17 protein-coding genes are annotated in these 18,536 nt (G+C 63.4%); 6 read left to right on the forward strand and 11 right to left on the reverse strand.

Features of this window, described 5'->3' with window-relative positions; translation table 11 throughout:
* The first annotated feature begins 22 nt into the window (after nucleotides 1-22).
* Nucleotides 23-1,096 (forward strand): ABC transporter ATP-binding protein, encoded by a 1,074-nt coding sequence (locus NR193_RS20465; RefSeq protein WP_256752766.1) that lies wholly within the window; start codon nucleotides 23-25, stop codon nucleotides 1,094-1,096.
* Here the strand turns inward: NR193_RS20465 and NR193_RS20470 are convergent.
* The 5 genes from NR193_RS20470 to NR193_RS20490 all read right to left on the reverse strand — a co-directional run bounded on the left by NR193_RS20470 (nucleotide 1,060) and on the right by NR193_RS20490 (nucleotide 6,189).
* A complete protein-coding gene (locus NR193_RS20470; RefSeq protein WP_256752588.1) occupies nucleotides 1,060-2,370 on the reverse strand; it encodes a flavin monoamine oxidase family protein in 1,311 nt (436 codons plus the stop codon). The two genes, NR193_RS20465 and NR193_RS20470, sit on opposite strands and share 37 nt — an antisense overlap.
* The gene (locus NR193_RS20475) at nucleotides 2,367-3,443 is read right to left on the reverse strand and encodes an extracellular solute-binding protein (RefSeq protein WP_256752589.1); all 1,077 of its coding nucleotides are present in this window, start codon (nucleotides 3,441-3,443) and stop codon (nucleotides 2,367-2,369) included. Before NR193_RS20475 ends, NR193_RS20470 begins: the two co-directional genes overlap by 4 nt.
* A gap of 115 nt (nucleotides 3,444-3,558) precedes the next feature.
* Nucleotides 3,559-4,641 (reverse strand): ABC transporter substrate-binding protein, encoded by a 1,083-nt coding sequence (locus NR193_RS20480; protein WP_256752590.1) that lies wholly within the window; start codon nucleotides 4,639-4,641, stop codon nucleotides 3,559-3,561.
* A gap of 33 nt (nucleotides 4,642-4,674) precedes the next feature.
* Nucleotides 4,675-5,388, reverse strand: a complete 714-nt coding sequence (gene betI / locus NR193_RS20485) for a transcriptional regulator BetI (protein WP_375162722.1) — start codon at nucleotides 5,386-5,388, stop codon at nucleotides 4,675-4,677.
* A gap of 6 nt (nucleotides 5,389-5,394) precedes the next feature.
* Complete coding sequence (locus NR193_RS20490; RefSeq protein ID WP_256752592.1) at nucleotides 5,395-6,189, reverse strand: class I SAM-dependent methyltransferase; 795 nt, start codon at nucleotides 6,187-6,189, stop codon at nucleotides 5,395-5,397.
* A 202-nt stretch (nucleotides 6,190-6,391) separates the two neighbouring features.
* Here NR193_RS20490 and NR193_RS20495 point away from each other — a divergent pair, with 202 nt between their 5' ends.
* The 4 genes from NR193_RS20495 to NR193_RS20510 are packed head-to-tail and all read left to right on the forward strand — an operon-like array spanning nucleotide 6,392 to nucleotide 11,119.
* Entirely contained in the window at nucleotides 6,392-8,011 is a 1,620-nt protein-coding gene (locus NR193_RS20495; RefSeq protein WP_256752593.1) for an NAD(P)/FAD-dependent oxidoreductase, read from the forward strand.
* Nucleotides 7,998-9,563 (forward strand): NAD(P)/FAD-dependent oxidoreductase, encoded by a 1,566-nt coding sequence (locus NR193_RS20500; protein WP_256752594.1) that lies wholly within the window; start codon nucleotides 7,998-8,000, stop codon nucleotides 9,561-9,563. The genes NR193_RS20495 and NR193_RS20500 overlap by 14 nt, the downstream gene beginning before the upstream one ends.
* Nucleotides 9,564-9,566: 3 nt before the next feature.
* Complete coding sequence (locus tag NR193_RS20505; RefSeq protein ID WP_256752595.1) at nucleotides 9,567-10,826, forward strand: aminomethyltransferase family protein; 1,260 nt, start codon at nucleotides 9,567-9,569, stop codon at nucleotides 10,824-10,826.
* Nucleotides 10,827-10,828: 2 nt separating this feature from the next.
* The gene (locus NR193_RS20510; RefSeq protein WP_256752596.1) at nucleotides 10,829-11,119 is read left to right on the forward strand and encodes a hypothetical protein; all 291 of its coding nucleotides are present in this window, start codon (nucleotides 10,829-10,831) and stop codon (nucleotides 11,117-11,119) included.
* 40 nt (nucleotides 11,120-11,159) lie between these two features.
* Here the strand turns inward: NR193_RS20510 and NR193_RS20515 are convergent, their stop codons facing one another.
* The 5 genes from NR193_RS20515 to NR193_RS20535 form a co-directional block, all read right to left on the reverse strand.
* Nucleotides 11,160-11,837, reverse strand: coding sequence for an outer membrane protein (locus NR193_RS20515; protein ID WP_256752597.1), 678 nt, complete (start codon nucleotides 11,835-11,837; stop codon nucleotides 11,160-11,162).
* 211 nt (nucleotides 11,838-12,048) lie between these two features.
* Nucleotides 12,049-13,107: a dipeptidase gene (locus NR193_RS20520; protein ID WP_256752598.1), complete on the reverse strand. Its 1,059-nt coding sequence runs from the start codon at nucleotides 13,105-13,107 to the stop codon at nucleotides 12,049-12,051.
* A 147-nt stretch (nucleotides 13,108-13,254) separates the two neighbouring features.
* A complete protein-coding gene (locus NR193_RS20525) occupies nucleotides 13,255-13,554 on the reverse strand; it encodes a GNAT family N-acetyltransferase (RefSeq protein ID WP_256752599.1) in 300 nt (99 codons plus the stop codon).
* A gap of 2 nt (nucleotides 13,555-13,556) precedes the next feature.
* Entirely contained in the window at nucleotides 13,557-14,177 is a 621-nt protein-coding gene (locus NR193_RS20530; RefSeq protein WP_091578572.1) for an alpha/beta hydrolase, read from the reverse strand.
* A 4-nt stretch (nucleotides 14,178-14,181) separates the two neighbouring features.
* Nucleotides 14,182-15,114 (reverse strand): VOC family protein, encoded by a 933-nt coding sequence (locus NR193_RS20535; RefSeq protein WP_256752600.1) that lies wholly within the window; start codon nucleotides 15,112-15,114, stop codon nucleotides 14,182-14,184.
* Nucleotides 15,115-15,342: 228 nt separating this feature from the next.
* Here NR193_RS20535 and NR193_RS20540 point away from each other — a divergent pair, with 228 nt between their 5' ends.
* On the forward strand, nucleotides 15,343-16,911 hold the full coding sequence (locus NR193_RS20540) for an alkaline phosphatase family protein (RefSeq protein WP_256752601.1): 1,569 nt from the start codon (nucleotides 15,343-15,345) through the stop codon (nucleotides 16,909-16,911).
* A gap of 81 nt (nucleotides 16,912-16,992) precedes the next feature.
* Here the strand turns inward: NR193_RS20540 and NR193_RS20545 are convergent, their stop codons facing one another.
* The gene (locus NR193_RS20545) at nucleotides 16,993-18,315 is read right to left on the reverse strand and encodes a PRC-barrel domain-containing protein (RefSeq protein ID WP_256752602.1); all 1,323 of its coding nucleotides are present in this window, start codon (nucleotides 18,313-18,315) and stop codon (nucleotides 16,993-16,995) included.
* Between the last annotated feature and the right edge of the window lie 221 nt (nucleotides 18,316-18,536).

Consider the following 18,536-nt stretch of genomic DNA (forward strand, 5'->3'; position numbering starts at 1 on the left):
GCGTGCCCAATCGGACCGGCCCATGATCGAAATCCGCAACGTCACCCGCAGCTATGGGGCGTTCAAGGCGCTGGATGATGCTTCGCTGACCATCAAGGAGGGCGAATTCTTCTCCCTGCTCGGCCCCTCCGGCTGCGGCAAGACCACGCTGCTGCGGATGATCGCCGGCTTCGACAACCCGACCAGCGGGTCAATCTCGGTCGGCGGGCAGCCGATGGAAGGCATCCCGGCCAACCGCCGGCCGACCAACATGGTGTTCCAGAGCTATGCGATCTTCCCGCATCTCAATGTCGAGCAGAACGTCGCCTACGGACTGAAGCGGTTGAGGCTGCAGGGCGGCGAAGAGAAGCGCCGTGTCGAGGAAGCGCTGGCTCAGGTCTCGCTGACCGGGCTCGGCAAGCGCCTTGCCACCGAGCTTTCCGGCGGCCAGCGGCAGCGCGTCGCGCTCGCCCGCGCGCTGGTGATGCGGCCCAAGGTGCTCTTGCTCGACGAACCGCTGTCGGCGCTCGACAAGAAGCTGCGCGAGCAGATGCAGGTCGAACTGCGCCGCCTGCAGCAGGCGGTTGGCATCACCTTCGTCCTCGTCACCCACGACCAGTATGAGGCGCTGGCCATGTCCGACCGCATCGCCGTGATGTTCGGCGGCAGGATCGCGCAGGTCGCCTCGCCCAAGGAGATCTACCAGCGGCCGGTCAACCGCCAGGTCGCCGACTTCCTCGGCGGCATGAATTTCGTCAAGGCTGAGATCGTCGAGGAGAACGGCGCCTCATTGGTCGTCGACACGCTGGGCTTCGGTCGCGTCAAGACCGACAAGCCGAAGGCCTTTGTGCGCAACGGCGCCGCCGCCACACTCGGCATCAGGCCTGAACGCCTGCGCGTGCTGTGGGACAATGCGACAGCCAAGTTCGAGGTCGCCGGCAAGGTGGTCGAACGCCACTATTTCGGCGAGATCACTCATCTGATCGTCGAGATACCGGGACTGGAAAAGCCGCTGTCGGTGACCGAGACGAACGACTTCGGCGCCGACGACATTCCGGTCGGCACCTCGATCCGCCTCGCCTATGATCCCGAGGCGCTGGTGGCGATGGCGGACTGAAGCTCCGCCATGACCTTGCGCGCAGCGATGCGCCCGGCAACGATGGCGCCTTCGACGTAACCAGGAAATGATGGCGACAGTTCCGAACTGGCGAAATGGACCGGCGGCGCACCTGCGAGGAGCATGCGCTCGGCGTCGGTCGCCGTCGCATCGACGATGAGATCGCCATAGGCGCCGCCGCTCCAGTGGTCATGCGTCCAGTCGCGATAGCTGAAATCGAGGATGCCGGCAGCTTCGGTACCAAGCGCCTCCACCAGTCTGGCGGCCACTTGGGTGCGCAGTGCCGCATCGCCAAGTTCGCGCCAGCGCAAGGCGAGCGGCCCGCCGATGAAGATCACCAGCGCCGCATGGCCAGCGTCCTTGCCGACATCACAGGCAAAAAGCCCGGGCAGGTCGCGCCACATGACCATGCCGCTGAGACCTTTGGCGCGCCAGAAGGCTGCGGGATAACGCACCAGCACCTTGATCACGGCGCCGCTTTCCCAGACGCCGAGCGCCCCTGCCAAGGCCACCGGCAGCGGTGGCGAAAAATCCAGTTTCGCGGCCATCACCGGCGGCACGGCGATCACCACCGTCCGAGCCTCGATGGTGCCAGCCGTCGAGGCGAGTCGAACCCTTCCCGGCCCGTGTTCGATCACCGTGACCGCAGCGCTCAATCGCAGCCGATCGCCCACATCGTGGGCCAGATCGTCGGCAAGCGAATGCATGGTTTCGCGCACGAAATACTGCAGTTCCGACACCTCATTGGTGATGCGGCGATCATTGTCGATAAGGTGCCAGAGCGGCATCTTTTCCAGTGCCTGGCACCACAGGCCTTCGATCATCGACCGGAACGCCGCCTTGGCCGCTTCAGGGTCGCTCTGACGATCGAGCCATGCGGCGACGCTCAGGCCGGCAATGGCCGGATCGTCGGGTGCGATCGCATTCATGCGGTCGCGGATCACCATCGAGGCGAGATAGGTGCGCTCGGCCTCTCTCGCGGACAGGATTGGCTGGGAGACGAATTCGCCGTCGACAAAAGTCTCGACCAGCGTCTTGCCACGCGCCTGCAGCAGCGCCATCAACTCCGGCATATCCTCGCACAGGAACTGACCGCCGCTGTCGACGCGCTCGCCAAGACCGTTCAATGTCGCCTCGACGCGCCCGCCGACACGGTCGCGCGCTTCGAGCAGGACGAAATCGATGCCGGCTGCCTTCAGCTCAAGCGCGGCCGACAGGCCGGTGAAGCCGGCACCGACGATGACGACGTCGGTTCTTTCCGGTTCGCTCGTCAATAGCCGGCCTTGATCTTCTCGAACTCGGCGACCATCCGCTGCTTGAGTTCCGGCGCCACCGGCTGCTGGAACAGCGTCTTGTCAAGGAACTTGTCGAGATTGTCGAAGCCACGGTCGACCAGCACCTTGTGGTCGATTGCTGCCATGCCGGCGCCATTGCCGTGGCCGTAGCCGAAGGTCTTGACCATGTAGTCCGACACCCCAGGTGCATTGACCGCGCTGAGGAAATCATAGGCCTCATCGAGCTTGCCCGGCGCATCCTTCATCAGCGCATAGCCGCACACCCAGGTCGAAATGCCTTCCTTGGTGTCGCGGTTCATGGCGATCGGCATGCCCTGCCCCTTCAGCGTGACGAATGTCTCGTTCCAGCCCCAGACCAGGTCGACCTCATTGCCGATGAAGGCCTGGTTGAGGTCGGTGTCATCGGTCCAGTAGAAGCGGATGTTCTTGTGCACATCGCGCAGGAAGGCCGACGCCTCCTGGAATTGCGCGTCCGTCATCTTGGTCCAGTCCTTCAGCCCGATGACCAGGCTCGCCAGTGCGTAGGCGTCGTCGACATTGTCGCCGATGGTGACGCGACCCTTGAATTTCGGATCGGCGAAGATCCTGAGCGACTGCGCCTGGTCAGCCGTGACCTTGTCGGTGCGGTAGAGCAGCGAGGTGTTGCCCCAGTCGAACGGCATGAACCACGCCTTGCCGTCGGCGGTGGTGGCGAGATCCTTCATCGCCATGATGCCAGGATTGAGGTCCTTCCAGCCGGCGATCCGGGCGGTGTCGAGCGGCTGCAACATGCCTGCCTCGCGCCATTTGACCACGCTTTGCGAACAGGGGTGGGCAATGTCGGCCTTGAACCCTGCCCGCATCTTTTCGAAGGCCTCATCCTCGTCGCCGAAGAAAGCGAAGGTCGGCTCGGCGCCGTATTTGGCGGTGTAGGCGGGATGCAGCAGCGGATCCTCATAGCCCGACCAGTCGAACACCACGAGATCCCCACCGCCTTCCGCCAAGGCATAGACCGTGCCGGCGCCGATCGTGCACACGGCTGCAAGGGCAAGGCAGCGTACAGCTGACTTCATGGCGCGAAATTCCCCCATCGTGAAAAAAGTTGCTGAGAGGTTAGGAGAATTCCGCTCGCTTGGCGAGCCCGTCCGCCCGCCTTGTCGGTGAGCGAACGGGCCGACGGGACAGGCCTCAATAGCCGGCTTTGATCTTCTCGAATTCGGCGATCATCTTGAGCTTGAGGTCGGAAGGCACCGGCGACTGGAACAGCGTCTTGTCGATGAATTTCTGCACGTCGTCATAGCCCTTTTCCTTCAGCACCGCCTGGTCGACGCCGGCCATGCCCTTGGCGTTGGCCTGGCCATAGCCCCAGTCCTTGACCAGCACCTTGGCGGTCTCCGGATCGTTGACGGCGTTCAGATAGTCATAGGCCTTGTCGATGTTGCCGGGGGCGTCCTTGAACAGCACATAGCCGCAGACCCAGGTCGAGATGCCTTCGTTGGTATCTTTCATGGCCTTGATCGGCACGCCGGCAGCCACCGACTGCACCGTCGCATCATTCCATGCCCAGGCGAGGTCGACCTCGCCGCCGCTCAGAAGCTGCACGACGTCGGTGGTATCGGTCCAGTAGGAGCGCACGTTCTTGTGCACCTGGCGCAGGAAATCGGACGCCTGCTTGAACTGGTCGTCGGTCATCTTGGTCCAGTCCCTGAGGCCGATGGCAAGGCTCGCCAGCGCATAGGCGTCGTCGACATTGTCGCCGATGGACACCCGGCCCTTGAACTTGGGATCGGCGAACGCCTTCAGCGACTGCACATCCTTGGCGTCGATCTTGGAAGAGTTGTAGGTGAGCTGCGTGTTGCCCCAGTCCCAGGGCATGAACCACGCCTTGCCGTCCGACGTGGTGGCGAGATCCTTCATCGCCATGATGCCGGGATTGAGGTCTTTCCAGCCTGATATCTTCGAGGTGTCGAGCGGCTGCAGCAGGCCTGCCTCGCGCCATTTCACCACGCTCTGCGAACAGGGATGGCCAAGATCGGCCTTGAAGCCGGAGCGAACCTTTTCGAATGCCTCGTCCTCGTCGCCGAAGAAGGCGAAGGTCGGCGAGTCGCCGTTCTTCTCGACATATTTCGGATGGAAGCTGGGATCTTCATAACCGGACCAGTCGAACACGATCAGGTCCTTGTCGGCGGCGATCGCCAGTGCGGCGGCCGAGGCCGCCAACGTTCCCGCCAAAGCCAGTGTCAGTGTCAGGCGTCGAGTCAATGTCTTCATTGCTGTTCCATCCTCTGTCTTGTTCTGATTTTCTTATGGCTCCGCCGCGCCGGGGGGCTTCGACGGATAGTGTCTCGGGAATGCCGCCGACAGGAATTCGTTCGCCGCCTGCAAGGCGGTCTCGCGGGTGGTGTCTTCGGTCCCCATCATCAACCGCAGCCACAAACCCTCCAGCATGGCGCTGAGCGCCAGCGCCATGACCTGCGGCTCATAGGCGTAGCCGCCGCTCTGCTTGAGCGTCGCGCACAGGTCGATGAAGATGGTCTGATAGACGGCATCGCGCGCGCTGCTCAGCGCCTGGTAGGTCGGCCGCGACTTGGCCTCGCCCCAGAAGGCGCACCAGGCGGCCAGCTTGCGCTTGTTGCAGATCGACCGGTCGAAATCGGCGGAGACCAGCGCGTGAAGCTGATGGGCGGGATCATCGCCTGCTTTTTGCAGGGCATTGCGCCAATGCGCCGAGTACTCGTCGTACATATGCTGCAAGGTCGCGATGAGCAGCTTTTCCTTGCTCTCGAAATGAAAGTTGACGATGCCACGCGACAGGCCGGCGCCGTCGGCGACATCGGCCATCGTCGTCTCCGAATAGCCACGCTTGGCCAGCGAATCGATCGTCGCCTCGATGAGCTGAAGCTGCCTGACCTCCTTCGAGGCCTTGCGGCCACGCTTTTCGGATTCGTTTTTCCGCGCCGGTTCGAGGCGGGCTTCCCTGGCCTCTGCTGTCTTCATGGGTCTGATGGTCTCCAGCATCGCCAGCTATCCAACCGGCTTTCGACCGCGAAGATGAGTGGGACGGTGCTCGCCACTGTCAAGCACCTTCTGCATGGCTTCCCAGGTTCGTATGTTCTTGTCGACATAGGCCGCGCCAACCGCGGCCGCGACCGTTGGGTAGAGCGGTCCCTTCAACCTTTCCAGCTCGCCGCGCGCGACGTCGCGATACCACGGATTGCGATCCCTGACCGTGACATCGGCAAAGCCGGCGCGGCGCATCGCCTGCGCGTAGCGTGCCGGTGACGCCATGGCGAAGGACAGGCCTTCGGCGGCGACATAGGCCCTCATGTCAGGCGATGGTTCACCGTCATGCGAGATCATCCAGTTGGAGGCAGCGAAAACGCCGCCCGGCTTCAGCACGCGGAAGATCTCGGCGAACAGCGCGTCCTTGTCAGGCACGTGCAGCAGCGCATCCTTGGAGAAGACGGCATCGAAGGCGTGGTCGGCGAAAGGCAGGGGCCCGGGCGCCGCCTGGATGAAACTGGTGCGATCCGCGAGCCCGCGCACGGCGGCGCGCTGCCTCGCCGTCTCGATCACAGGCTGTTCGACATCGAAGCCGGTGACGTGGGCAGCGCCATGGCGTTCGACCAGATGCAGGGTGATGCCGCCGGATCCACAGCCGATATCGAGGATCGTCTTGCCCTCGAGCGAAAGCCCTTCGAGCACCCGGTCGACCTCGTCCGGCCCGCCCGGCGACAGATAACCATCGCCCCACAGCGCTTCGAGGAAGCGGATGGCGGTGTCGTCATACTCCGGCTCGGCATCTGCCGTTTCGATCATCGGCCCTCGGTCCCCAATCGCCGAATTGCGCATTGTCGAATGCCGGCAAAGCGTAGCGCATAGCTGGGAAAACGCAACATCATTTGTTGAACATTCATTCAGAACAGCTGGACAGAATGGCGGACGCCGTGCCAAAATCCGGGCATTCGGGGAGTAGATCACGCAAAAATGAAGTGGCTGCGGACAGGACGAGCGGGCCAGAATGAAAGTTTGGGATGCGATCATCATCGGCGGCGGACATAACGGCCTGGTCAACGCCTGCTATCTGCAGCGCGCCGGGCTCGATGTGCTGGTCGTCGAGAAGAACGACTGGGTCGGCGGTGCCGCCACCAGCAGGGAATTGACGCCGGGCTTCCTCTACTCCAACTGCTCCTATGTCTGTTCGTTGTTCCGCCCCGAGATCATGCGCGACCTTGAATTGCCGCGCTTCGGCCTGCAGGTCATCGCCTATGAGGGCGGCGCGGTGTTCACGCGCGACGGCGACTACCTCGCCAACTACCGCGATCACGACGCGCACCGGCGCGAATTCGCCCGCTTTTCCAAGCGCGATGCCGAAGCCTATGACCGCTACGCCCGCGACGTGACGCGGCAGTGCCGCTTCATCCAGCCTCTCTTGATGCGCACCGCTCCCGACCCGACCAGCTTGCGCCCACGCGACCTCGGCGAGCTTCTCTATCTCGGCAAGAAATTCGCCGGACTGTCGGCGCAGGAAATGGCGCTGACGCTGCGCTTCTGGACCATGTCGATCTCGGAATTCCTCGACGAGTATTTCGAGACCGATGTCATCAAGGCGAACTTCGCTTTATCCGGCATCATCGGCACCGCGCTCGGGCCGATGTCACCCGGCACCGCCTACGTGCTGCTGCACCACTATATGGGCGAGGTCGATGGCTCGGTCGGCGCCTGGGGCTATGCGCGCGGCGGCATGGGCGCGGTGACCAAGGCGCTGGCCGCGTCCTTCAAGGCGTCGGGCGGAACCATCCGCACCGGCGCCGAGGTCGACCATGTGCTGGTCGGCAGGGGCAAGGCCAGGGGCGTGGTGCTGGCCGGCGGCGAGGAGATCCATGGCAAGCTCGTCGTCTCCAATGCCGACGTGAAGCGCACCTTCCTGAAACTGGTCGAGGAGAAGGAACTGCCCGATATCTTCCTGCGCCGGGTCAGGAACTTCAAGATCCGCGGCTCGTCCGGAAAGGTCAACATCGCGCTCGATTCGCTGCCGGAATTCCCGGCGCTGCCGAAGGATTCGCCGGTCTATCGCGGCGACATGCATTTCACCGACTCGATGGAGCGCATGGAGCGCGCCTATGACGACTGGAAGGCCGGGCGCTGGTCGGCCGATCCGTTCCTCGACATGGTCATCCCGACGACGCTCGACCCGACCATGGCGCCGCCTGGCAAGCACTTCATGAGTTGCTTCGTGCAATACGCGCCGCCAAAGGTGAACGGCCGCGAATGGACCGATACCGACCGCGACGGCTTCGCCGAAAGCGTGATCGCACAGATCGCCGACTATTCGCCCGGTTTCCGCGACCGCATCGTCCACATGGAGGTTCGCACCCCGCGCGAAATCGAGGCCGAGGTCGGCCTTACCGAAGGCAACATCTTCCAGGGCGAACTGACCTTCGACCAGCTTCTGTTCAATCGCCCGGTGCCGGGCTACGCGCAGTACCGCTCTCCGGTCGGTGGTCTCTACATGTGCGGCTCCTCGACCCATCCCGGCGGCGGCGTCATGGGTGCGCCCGGCCGCAATGCCGCCGCCGAGATCCTGCGCGACCTCGCCAAGTCCACCTCGCATATGAGCCCGGCCCATGACGTCATTTGATGCCATCGTCATCGGCGGCGGCCACAATGGTCTCGTCACTGCCGCCACGCTGGCGAAAGCCGGCCGCAAGGTGCTGGTGCTGGAAGCCGGTGGCGAAGTCGGCGGCGCCGCGCGCACCGAGGAATTCGCGCCTGGCTTTCGCGTCTCCTCAGTCGCCCATCTGCTGAACCGGCTGCACCCCGAAATGGTGAAGACGCTGGAGCTGGAGAAACACGGACTGCGGTTCGGCCGCACTGACTTCCTGCCGTCGGTTGCGCTGTCGAAGGACGGTCCGCCGCTTGTCCTGCATGGCGCCTATGGCGAGGTGCTGACCGGCGCCAGCGCGTCCGAGCAATCGGCCTGGAAGGAATTGCGCGCGCAATTGCTGCGCTATGCCGGCATCCTGAAACCGTTCCTGTCTCGCCGGCCGCCCGATCTCGCCGGCATGTCGCTGCTTGAGACAGCAGGGCTCGGCCAGACCGCGCTGGCGCTGAAGAAGCTCGGCAAGGAAGACATGCGCGATTTCCTGCGCGTGCTGTTGATGAACGTCGCCGACCTGCTCGACGAGCAGCTTGCCGATATCAGGCTGAAGGGCCTGCTCGCCTTTGATGCCACGCTTGGCAGCCATCTCGGCCCGCGCTCGCCGACCTCGCTGCTCGGCCTCTACTATCGCCTGGCCGGCGAGACCGCCAGTACGGCCGGAGCGCAGGCACTGCCGCAAGGCGGCATGGGCGCGGTGATCGCCGCCATCCGCACCGCGGCGGAAAAGGCCGGCGTGGTGATCCGCGTATCGGCTCCGGTGGCAAAGATCATCGTCGAGAAGGACCGCGCCGTCGGCGTCACGCTCGACAATGGCGAAGTGCTGCACGCCAGGACCATCGTCTCGGCGATCAACCCGGCGACCACCTTCCTCCATCTTGTCGGGCCGCGCGAGATCGACACAGGGTTCATGCGCAAGGTGAAGAATATCCGCATGAAGGGCGATGCGGCCAAGCTCAATCTGGCGCTCGACCGGCCGCCGCAATTCACCGGCGTCGATGCCGCCGGCCACAGGGGCCGGCTGGTCATCGCCCCCTCGCCCGATCACGTCGAGCGCGCCTTCAACCCATGCAAATATGGGGAGTTCTCGCCGGAACCGGTGATGGAGATCACCCTGCCCAGCCTTGCCGACCCGTCGCTCGCGCCGAGCGGCGCCTGCGTGTTGTCGGCGGTTGTGCAATACGCGCCCTACGCGTTGAAAGAAGGCTGGGACGCCGGCAAGCCGAAATTCCTCGAGGCGATCATGGCTCAGCTTGAGTCTTACGCGCCTGGCATCGGCAAGAACGTGATCCATGCCGAGCTTCTGACGCCCGTAGATATCGAGGCGCGCTATCGCATGCCGGGTGGCCACTGGCACCACGGCGAATTGCAGGCCGACCAGATGCTGATCTCGCGGCCGGTCTCCGGCTGGTCCGGCTACGACACGCCGATCGAAGGGTTGTTTCTCGCCGGGGCCGGCTCGCATCCGGGTGGGGGTGTTTCCGGTGCACCTGGCCTCAACGCCGCTCGGCGCATCATTGCGATGAAGGGGTAAGCCATGGCTCAGGCAACCAAAAAGAAGCCCGTTGCAAAGACAGCCGAAGCAGCCGTTTCCGCCCGCATCGATGCGCAGGACCATTTCCGCACGCTGCGTCTCGGCACGCCGTTCCAGCCGCGCATCGACGCACTGGCCAGAACCCAGGACTGGTACAATTGGGCCGGCTACCGCGCGCCGCATTCGCTGTGGGATGAGGAACTCGAATACTTCGCCATCCGCAGCCAGGCCGCCCTGTTCGACATCTCGCCGATGACCAAGTACCGGATCGAGGGGCCAGACGCTGAAGCCTTCCTCGGTCGCGTCACCTTGCGCGATGTCACCAAGCTCAAGCCCGGCCGCGTCCACTATACGGCGTGGTGCGACGACGAAGGTTTCGTCCTCGACGACGGCACGCTGTTCCGGCTTTCTCCGACACGCTTCCGGCTGTGTTCGCAGGAACGGCATCTGCCGTGGCTGCTGGACAGCGCCATTGGCTTCGATGTCACGATCGAGGAAGAGACCGAGGCCGTCGCCGGCCTTGCCCTGCAAGGGCCGACATCCTTCGCCGCGCTGCGCGATGCCGGCTTCGCCGGCGTCGAGAAGCTCCGGATATTCGACGTCGCCGATTTCCCGCATGACGGTAGCACCGTCACCATTTCACGTACCGGCTTCACCGGCGATCTCGGCTACGAACTGTTCGTTTCGGCCGACAAGGCGCTGAGCCTGTGGGACCGGCTGATGATTGCGGGCGAACTACGCGGCATCCGCGCCATCGGCTACACCGCGCTCAACCGCGCCCGGCTCGAAGCCGGACTGATCGTCGCCAATGCGGATTTCACCACCGCCGAGCACGCCGTCCGCGCCGACCGTCTGCGCATGCCCGACGAAATCGGTCTCGGTTTCATGATCGATCTGGAAAAAGGCCATTTCAACGGTCGTCGCGCCATCCTCGAGGCTCGCGCCAAACGCAAGCTGCGCCACGTGCTGGTCGGGCTGGAGATCGAAGGCAACATCCCGGCCGAGCACGCCATCGTCTACTACAAGAAAAGCCAGGAGGTCGGTCTGGTCAGCGCCGCCATGTGGTCACCGATGGCCAAGCGCAACATCGCCATCGCCTCGCTGGAGCGGCCGTCTGGTGATACCATCGTCGAGGACCTCTGGGTCGAGATCTACGCCATGCGCGAGCTGCAATATCAGAAGCTGATGAAGCGGGCCAAGGTGGTCGCGCGACCCTTCATCAGGCTCGACCGCCGTACCGCCAATCCGCCGGCGGACTTCTGACCATGGCCGACGAAGCCGACAAGCAGCAACAAGATGGGCAGCAACAAGATGGGCAGCAAGAAGATGGTGAAGCCGCCGAACAGTGGGAGCTGGTCAACACCCCGCTCGGCGAAAAATGGTCTGGCCGCACGCGCTATGCCGCCGCCATGTTCTTCTACAAGCGCGGCGAGATGAGCGCCGAAGCGCTCGAAGTCTATCGCATCTGCGCGCGGCTCGATTCGGAAGATCCGCTGCCGATCATCCGCGACCGCGGCATCGGCAGGGACTGGCTGAAGCGCATGGGCTTCGAATAGTGGACCTGGAAACCGTTGCCCGGGGGGGATGCCCTCAGCGTCAGAACTTGTAGTTCAGACCGATACGGACGGCGTCGAACTTGGCATCCGACTTGAAGAAGCCGTTTGAGACACCTGTCCATCCCAGATCGACATGCAGGTACTCTGCCTTGGCCGTCCAATTCTGATTGAACGCGTATTCGACACCGCCGCCTGCCGACCATCCTACGTTGGTGCTGCTTGCCTGGAAGCTGGACGAGTTATCGATGCCCGACTTGACTCGGCCAAAAGCCAGACCGCCAGTGCCATAGACGAGCACGTTGTCGAGTGCGTAGCCGATCCTGCCCCGCACCGTCGAAAACCATTCGACCTTGGTGACACAAGCACCGGAGCCGCAGTTCCAGCTGCTACCGTCAGGCTGCCCCAGGTTGCCGGGTCCGAAACTTCCCTTGATAGCGGAATAGGACAAGTCAGCTTCGACGCCCGCGACCCAGTTCTGATGAAACTGGTAATTGTAGCCAACCGTTATACCGCCAATGAAGCCTTTGATATCGAATGAATTTGAATCAACACCGTCATTGAACTTGCTGTCGCCCCAGCCGTAGCCCGCTGTCAGGCCGACATAGGCACCGGACCAGTTGTAGGTCGATGCGACGGGAAGTTCGCTCACTGCGTCCGCCGCAAAAGCGCTGCCACTCGCGGCCAACAAAACCGCGGTTGCGAAAAGAATCGATTTCATCGTCAGAACCCCCAGCAATTGCAAAATCTTAGACGCGCTTGATGGGATTGTGAACTGGTAACCTCTTGCCAATGACCGGAATGCAACCCAGTGTTGCTTTAGCGCCACAAGGTTTGACAAGAGATTGACTCAGCGAACCAGCGCAGTGCGTAGAAAGACTGCCTTGACGGCCGCCGATCGGTCCGGACGAACAAAGCCGGAGCGGCGAACCCTAGCCGATCGTTCTTTCCAGCATGCCCAACCAGTTGCGGTAGGCGATTTTCTCGATCAACGCGCGGCCAAAACCGCGCGCCGCCAATGCGTCGATGAGCTTCGGCAGGCCGGCGACGTCGCCGATGACCGCCGGGATCATGGCGCCGTCGAAATCCGAGCCGAGGCCGACGCCGTCTTCACCCAGCGCTTGCAGCAGTGAATCGACATGGCGCACCATGATGTCGAGGCTGGTGTCGGCATTCATGCGGCCGTCCTCGCGCAGGAAGCCGGTGGCGAAGTTCAGCCCGACCATTCCCCCGGTCTCGCGGATCGCGCCGAGTTGCCAGTCGGTGAGATTGCGCGAATGGCCGCAGATCGCATGCACGTTCGAATGGGTAGCCACCAGCGGTGCATCGCTGAGCGCCGCGACATCGCGAAAACCCTTTTCGTTGAGATGCGAGAGGTCGATCATGATCTTCAGCTGGTTGCAGGCCTTGACCAGTGCCTTGCCGGCATCGGTCAGGCCGGGTCCGGTGTCGGGCGAGGACGGAAAGCGGAACGGCACGCCGTGGCCGAAAGCGTTCGGCCGGCTCCAGACGATGCCGAGCGAGCGCAGGCCGGCGGCATGCAGCACGTCGAGCATGGTGAGTTCGGGATCGATCGCCTCGACCCCCTCGATGTGGAACACCGCCGCGATCGACCCTTGCGCCATCGCGTCGCGCACATCGCCGGCGCTGCGGCAGACGGTCAGCGCTCCGGCCCGTTCCAGCCTGAACAGGATGGAGGCCATCGCGATCGTCGAGTTGAGCGCATCGGCGCGCGGAACCTCGGGCGGCAACGGCTCGGTGTCGCTCGGCGCCAGGGGCACGGCACTGCGCCTGGCTTTCTCGACAGGTGGCGGAAAGATGGCGAACATGCCGCCGGCAAAGCCCCCCGCCTTGGCGCGCGGCAGGTCGATATGGCCGCCCGATTTCCCCTCAATGAACAGCTTTTCGGCGTCCGTGTCCTTCGACTGGTAGAGCCTGAGCAACGTATCGTTGTGGCCGTCGAAGACGGGAACGAGGTCGGATTCGGTCATGGGGGATCATTCGGTTCGTTTGTCGGCGCTACGATCTATCATACCTACTTAGGCAAGATGCGCGAGCCGCGCAAATGACAAAGCCATGCCTGCGGGATGACAGTCGCTTGTCGTGCTGGTTGCTGTCGAACGAATTCCGGCCGATCCCTATTGCTTCAGCACGTCGGCCCATTCCGGGTGGCGCCGGAACTGGGCGTTGGCGAACGGGCAGAGCGGGATGATCTTCTTGCCAGCCGCGCGTGCATCCTCGACGGCGCGGGTGACGAGCCGAAGCCCGGCACCCTGGCCACGAAATGCGTCCGGCACTTCGGTATGGTCGATGATGATCTGGTGCTCGCCGATCTTGGTGAAGGTCATCTCGGCTTCGGCGCCATTGGGCCCGCGCAGGACGTAGCGACCCTTGGAACCGCGATCCTCCAGTTCGACCTCGGGCAGTTGATCCGGCATCGCTACACTCCTTGGGTGGCACCGGCAAAAAGCCGCCGTGCCGCTTCGATCTCGTTTGGCCGCACCTCGTGCCCGCCTTCATGCCACTCCACTGTGACATCGGCGCCGTCGGCACGCAAATAGGCTTCGAGCCGCGTGGTCAGGTTCGGCGGGCAGATCGGATCGCGCTTGCCGGCGGTCACCAGAATATGGCGGCCGGCGAGGCTGCCCTCGACCTGGGGCTCGAACGGTATCAGCGGATGCATCAGCGCCGTGGCGTCGAACAGCAATGGCGCGGCAAACACCACCGAGGCCAGGACGTTGGCGCCGTTGGAATAGCCAAGGCCCAGCACCGCCGACGGCTTCGCCGCCTCGACATGCGCCTTGACGAAGCCCGCCATCTTGTCCGTCGCCCGCGCCAGATCGCCCATGTCGTAGACGCCCTCGCCGGTGCGGCGGAAGAAGCGCGCGGCGCCATGTTCGGAAACATCGCCGCGCGGCGAGATGATGGTTGCCTGGGGCGCGAGATCGCGCCCCAGCGACAGAAGCTGGTTCTCGTCGGCTCCGGTGCCATGGAAGACGAAGAGCAGCGGACCGCCCGGCGAACCGGGCAGCAGCTTGTGGATGTAAGCGTCCTTGCTCATGGCTTCAGCCTTCCAGCTTCTGCAGGTGCTGTTCGAGGTAGGGCCGCAGATGCTGGTGCTGCGTCGGCAGTTTCAGCGCCTCGCCGAGATGAGCGGTATCCTCGTCGCGGTCGAAACCCGGCTCGTTGGTGGCGACCTCGAACAGCACGCCGCCCGGCGTGCGGAAATAGATCGCCCAGAAATAATCGCGATCGATCACCGGCGTCACCTGGTAGCCGGTGTCCATCAACGCCTTGCGCACTTCGAGCTGCTTGGCGCGGTTCTCGACGGCGAAGGCGACATGGTGGACGGAGCCGGCGCCGAGACCAGCGAAGGCCGCACCCGGCAGCGATTCGATGTCGACGATATCGGCGCCGTTGCCGTTCTTCACCGCCAGCCGCCTGACATTGCCTGACTTGTCGACCTCCTCGTAGCCCATGAACTTCAGCAGCTCTTCCGTGGCGCCGCCGTCCTTCAGCCGGAGCGACACGGAATGAAAGCCGCGGATCGCCTCGTCGTCGGGAATGCCGCCCTTCGCCCACGGCACCCTGGCGTCGGCCTTGTCCTCGACCAGCGCGAAGCCATCGCCATCGGGACCGGCAAAGGCCAGGCGCTTCTCGCCGAACGTCTCTCCGCGCGACAGGCCGGTGACGCCTTCATCGGCGAAACGCTTTTCCCAATAGGCGAGCGTGCCTTCAGGCACGGAGTAGACCGTGGTGCCGACTTCGCCGACGCCATGACGGCCCTTGCCGATGTTCGGGAACGGAAAATACGTCATCACCGAACCCGGCGTGCCGGCCTCGTCGCCATAGTAGAGGTGGTAGACGTCGGGCGCGTCGAAATTGACTGTCTTTTTGACCCGGCGCTGGCCGAGTTTTCTGGTGAAGAACTCATTGTTCTGGCGCGCATCCCTGGCCATCGAGGTCACGTGATGCAGGCCCTTGATCTGGTCGAGCATTGTCTTGCTCCTTCCCTTGGTGCTTGTGCGGCCCTCGCCGCTGTCCACGCCAATATGAGAACGCCGCGGCCTGTGGCAAAGGCGGCAAACACAGAATGGACTGTGCTTAGAAAGTGAACAACCAACATGAATTTGTTCACCATTCGACTAACAGGTCCAGGCTTGCGCCGGCGCCAGAATTCGGTTCCATGAGCGGCGTTCGATCATGCAGGGATAAGGGTATCGCGAGTGACTGGAAAAAGCAGGCGCCCGAATGTTCTCCTGATCACCTGCGACCAGTGGCGCGGCGATTGCCTGTCGTCCGCCGGCCATCCGGTTGTCAAGACGCCGAATGCCGACGCGCTGGCGGCAGAGGGTGTGCTGTTCCGGCGGCACTATGGTGGTGCGGCGCCCTGCTCGCCCGCCCGCGCCTGCCTCTACACCGGCCTCTATCAGATGAACAACCGCGTCTGCCGCAACGGCACGCCGCTCGATGCCCGCCACGGCAACATCGCGCTCTATGTCCGGAGCCTCGGCTATGATCCAACGCTGTTCGGCTATACCGATGTGTCGCTCGATCCGCGCCGGCTGGCGCCGGGCGACCCACGGCTGCAAAGCTATGAAGGCGTGCTGCCTGGATTCACGGTGCGCCAGTTGCTGCCCGAGCATCAGAAGCAGTGGCTGTCCTGGCTGAAGCAGCGGGGCATCGATGCCAGCGCCGGATCGCCCGACATCCATCGCCCGGTGAACGACGGCGGCAAGGCCGACGCGAGGGTCAGCAATGCACCGCCCGTCTATTCCAGGGACGAGACCCCGGCCGCCTTTCTAACCGGCGAATTCTCTCGCTGGCTCGGTGAGCAGGAGCGGGATGCACCATGGTTCGCCCATCTTTCCTTCATCAGCCCGCACCCGCCCTTCGTCGTGCCGGAGCCATACAACACCCTTTACGATCCCGCCGACGGTCCCGCCTTCCGGCGTGCGGCAAGTTGGCAGGCCGAGGCGCAGAGCCATCCCTATCTCGCCTATGAGCTCGGCCTGCAGAAGCGGACAAAGTTCCGGCCTGGTGTCGCGGGCAAGGTGCACGATTGGAGCGAAGACGACTTTCGCCGCATCCGCGCGATCTATTACGGCATGATCTCCGAAATGGACGCGCAGCTCGGCCGCATCTGGCAAACGGTCAAGGCCGCTGGCGCGTGGGACGACACCATCATCGTGCTGACCTCCGACCACGCCGAGATGATGGGCGACCATTTCATGCTCGGCAAAGGCGGTTATTTCGACGGCAGCTACCACATTCCGCTGATCATCCGCGACCCGCGTCAGGGCAACACCGCCGGCGCCAGCATCGATCGCTTCACAGAAGCGGTGGACATAGTGCCGACGCTGCTCGACCTGCTCGGCGAAGATCCTCCACCGCACCTCGACGGACACTCGCTGAAGCCGTTCATCGAGGGTGAGAAACCGGAAGGATGGCGCGACGCCGCGCATTGGGAGTTCGATTTCCGCTCGATCGCCAACGGCGAGTCCGAACGGCATTTCGGCATCGCATCACGCCAGTGCAACCTCGCCGTCATCCGCACCGAAAAGTTCAAATATGTGCATTTCGGCGGAGGCCTGCCGCCGCTGCTGTTCGATCTGGAAAGAGACGCAGGCGAACTGAACAATCTCGCCGCCGACCCCACGCATCTCATCGTGCGACTGGAATTCGCTGAGCGGCTGCTGGCCTGGCGGGCCGAACATCTCGACCAGTCGCTGGCGCTCGCCGAACTGACCGAACATGGGGTCGCCGGCTATGTCAGTAAGGGAACAGGGACTTAGGCAGTAGGCAGCTAGAGGGTTACCCTACTGCCTACTGCCTACTGCCTACTGCCTACTGCCTACTGCCTACTGCCTACTGCCCTATCGAACGATCAAGCGCTGCTGGTCGCGCTGCTGGGCATAGCTGCCCTTGTCGTAGGCGGTCTGGGCCTCCAGCTGTTCCTTGGTGAAGGTCGTATAGAGGTACTTGTTGCCATCCTTGTCGGTCATGAATTTGAGGTTATCCATGCCGACCGCGACCTCCTTCTCGCCGATGCCGAGGAAGCCACCGACATCGACGATCACCGCATCGGTCTTCTTGTCGGGCGTCAGTACGACATCACCGATCTCGCCGACCTTGGCGTCATTGGCGCCATAGACAGTCGTGCCCTTCAGGTCATCGCCGCGAATTTCACCAACAGGCATCTCGATCAATGTCGACTTGTCGATCGCTGCCGTCTGCGTCTGGTCGGGAGCCGAGGCATCGGGGGCCGCCGGAGCCGCAGCCGTCTTGTCGGCGGGAGCCGTGGTGTCGGCGGGTGCGGCGGCCGGTGCGGTTGCTGCAGGCTCATTGGAAGCCGTCGTTGCCGGCACCGGATCATAGGCCTTGCGGTTGAAATCCGGCTGCGCCTGCAATTCTTCCTTGGTGGTCTGTGCCACCAACCAGCGGTCGCCGTTCTTCTCGGCCCACTGGGCCTTGCCGAAATCATAGGCGACGTTCTTGGCGCCGAGGCCAAGGAAGCCGCCAACGCCAATGACCAGCGATTGCGCCTTGCCTTCCCTCGTCAGCACGATGTCGTTGACGCTGCCGATATTCTGCGCGTCATCGCCTGTGCCGTTGTAGACGGTTTCGCCGATGATGTTGGTAGCCAGATTGCCATCCGCACGCTTCACGGGCTCGGCCGTGGCCGCATTCATGTCGACGGGCTTCTGTGCGGTGTCCGTTGTCGCTGGCCCCGTCGGAGCCGTTGCATCAGTCGACGCCGCGGGCGCTGGCGCCGGGCCGTACGGCTTGCTGTCGAACTCGGGCTGCGCCGTCAACTCATCCTTGGTCGTCTGGGCAACCAGCCAGCGGTCGCCATTTTTCTCGGCCCACTGCAACTTGTCATAGTCGAAAGCGACATTCTTCGCTCCCACACCGAGAAAGCCACCGACACCGATGATGACGGATTTCGCCATACCATCCTTGTCGAAGACGACGTCGCTGACCTTGCCGATGTCCTCTGCGTCATCGCCGGTGCCATTGTACACGGATTCGCCGATGATGTTGGTGACGATGCTGCCTTCGGCGCGCGCTGCTGGAGCGGCGGCCGGCTCCTGAACGGCAGGGGTCTGCGCGGGCGCCGGAGTTGTCGCATTCTGCGCATGGGCCCCGGTCGCGACCAGCGCTATGAGTGCTGTCGTGGCTAAGAGATTGCGGGTCATGATAGTCTCTCCTCGTGCGTGATTTCGTGCACGCCGCGCCCGATTGAACTGTCGCTAGGGAGATCGGACGCGGCGTCTTGTACAAGTTCACAACGTCGTGACCATGCTGTTGTTCCGACAAAAACGCTGCCGTTTTCGTGACGAGGACGCGCGACAGTTGCGCGCCGGTCAAAATACACGCCGCCGAATTGCGCGGCCTCCTCGGAACTTTTCCTCCTTCG

The sequence above is a fragment of the Mesorhizobium sp. Mes31 genome, assembly GCF_024519675.1.
Classification (GTDB): Bacteria; Pseudomonadota; Alphaproteobacteria; order Rhizobiales; family Rhizobiaceae; genus Mesorhizobium.

Coding starts and splice junctions, on each gene's coding strand:
- NR193_RS20545 (WP_256752602.1), bottom strand. CDS start 18,315: ATGACCCGCAATCTCTTAGCCACGACAGCACTCATAGCGCTGGTCGCG.
- NR193_RS20490 (WP_256752592.1), bottom strand. CDS start 6,189: ATGATCGAAACGGCAGATGCCGAGCCGGAGTATGACGACACCGCCATC.
- NR193_RS20535 (WP_256752600.1), bottom strand. CDS start 15,114: ATGCTCGACCAGATCAAGGGCCTGCATCACGTGACCTCGATGGCCAGG.
- NR193_RS20515 (WP_256752597.1), bottom strand. CDS start 11,837: ATGAAATCGATTCTTTTCGCAACCGCGGTTTTGTTGGCCGCGAGTGGC.
- NR193_RS20525 (WP_256752599.1), bottom strand. CDS start 13,554: ATGCCGGATCAACTGCCCGAGGTCGAACTGGAGGATCGCGGTTCCAAG.
- NR193_RS20500 (WP_256752594.1), top strand. CDS start 7,998: ATGACGTCATTTGATGCCATCGTCATCGGCGGCGGCCACAATGGTCTC.
- NR193_RS20520 (WP_256752598.1), bottom strand. CDS start 13,107: ATGACCGAATCCGACCTCGTTCCCGTCTTCGACGGCCACAACGATACG.
- NR193_RS20495 (WP_256752593.1), top strand. CDS start 6,392: ATGAAAGTTTGGGATGCGATCATCATCGGCGGCGGACATAACGGCCTG.
- NR193_RS20530 (WP_091578572.1), bottom strand. CDS start 14,177: ATGAGCAAGGACGCTTACATCCACAAGCTGCTGCCCGGTTCGCCGGGC.
- NR193_RS20465 (WP_256752766.1), top strand. CDS start 23: ATGATCGAAATCCGCAACGTCACCCGCAGCTATGGGGCGTTCAAGGCG.
- NR193_RS20475 (WP_256752589.1), bottom strand. CDS start 3,443: ATGAAGTCAGCTGTACGCTGCCTTGCCCTTGCAGCCGTGTGCACGATC.
- NR193_RS20510 (WP_256752596.1), top strand. CDS start 10,829: ATGGCCGACGAAGCCGACAAGCAGCAACAAGATGGGCAGCAACAAGAT.
- NR193_RS20505 (WP_256752595.1), top strand. CDS start 9,567: ATGGCTCAGGCAACCAAAAAGAAGCCCGTTGCAAAGACAGCCGAAGCA.
- betI (WP_375162722.1), bottom strand. CDS start 5,388: ATGCTGGAGACCATCAGACCCATGAAGACAGCAGAGGCCAGGGAAGCC.
- NR193_RS20480 (WP_256752590.1), bottom strand. CDS start 4,641: ATGAAGACATTGACTCGACGCCTGACACTGACACTGGCTTTGGCGGGA.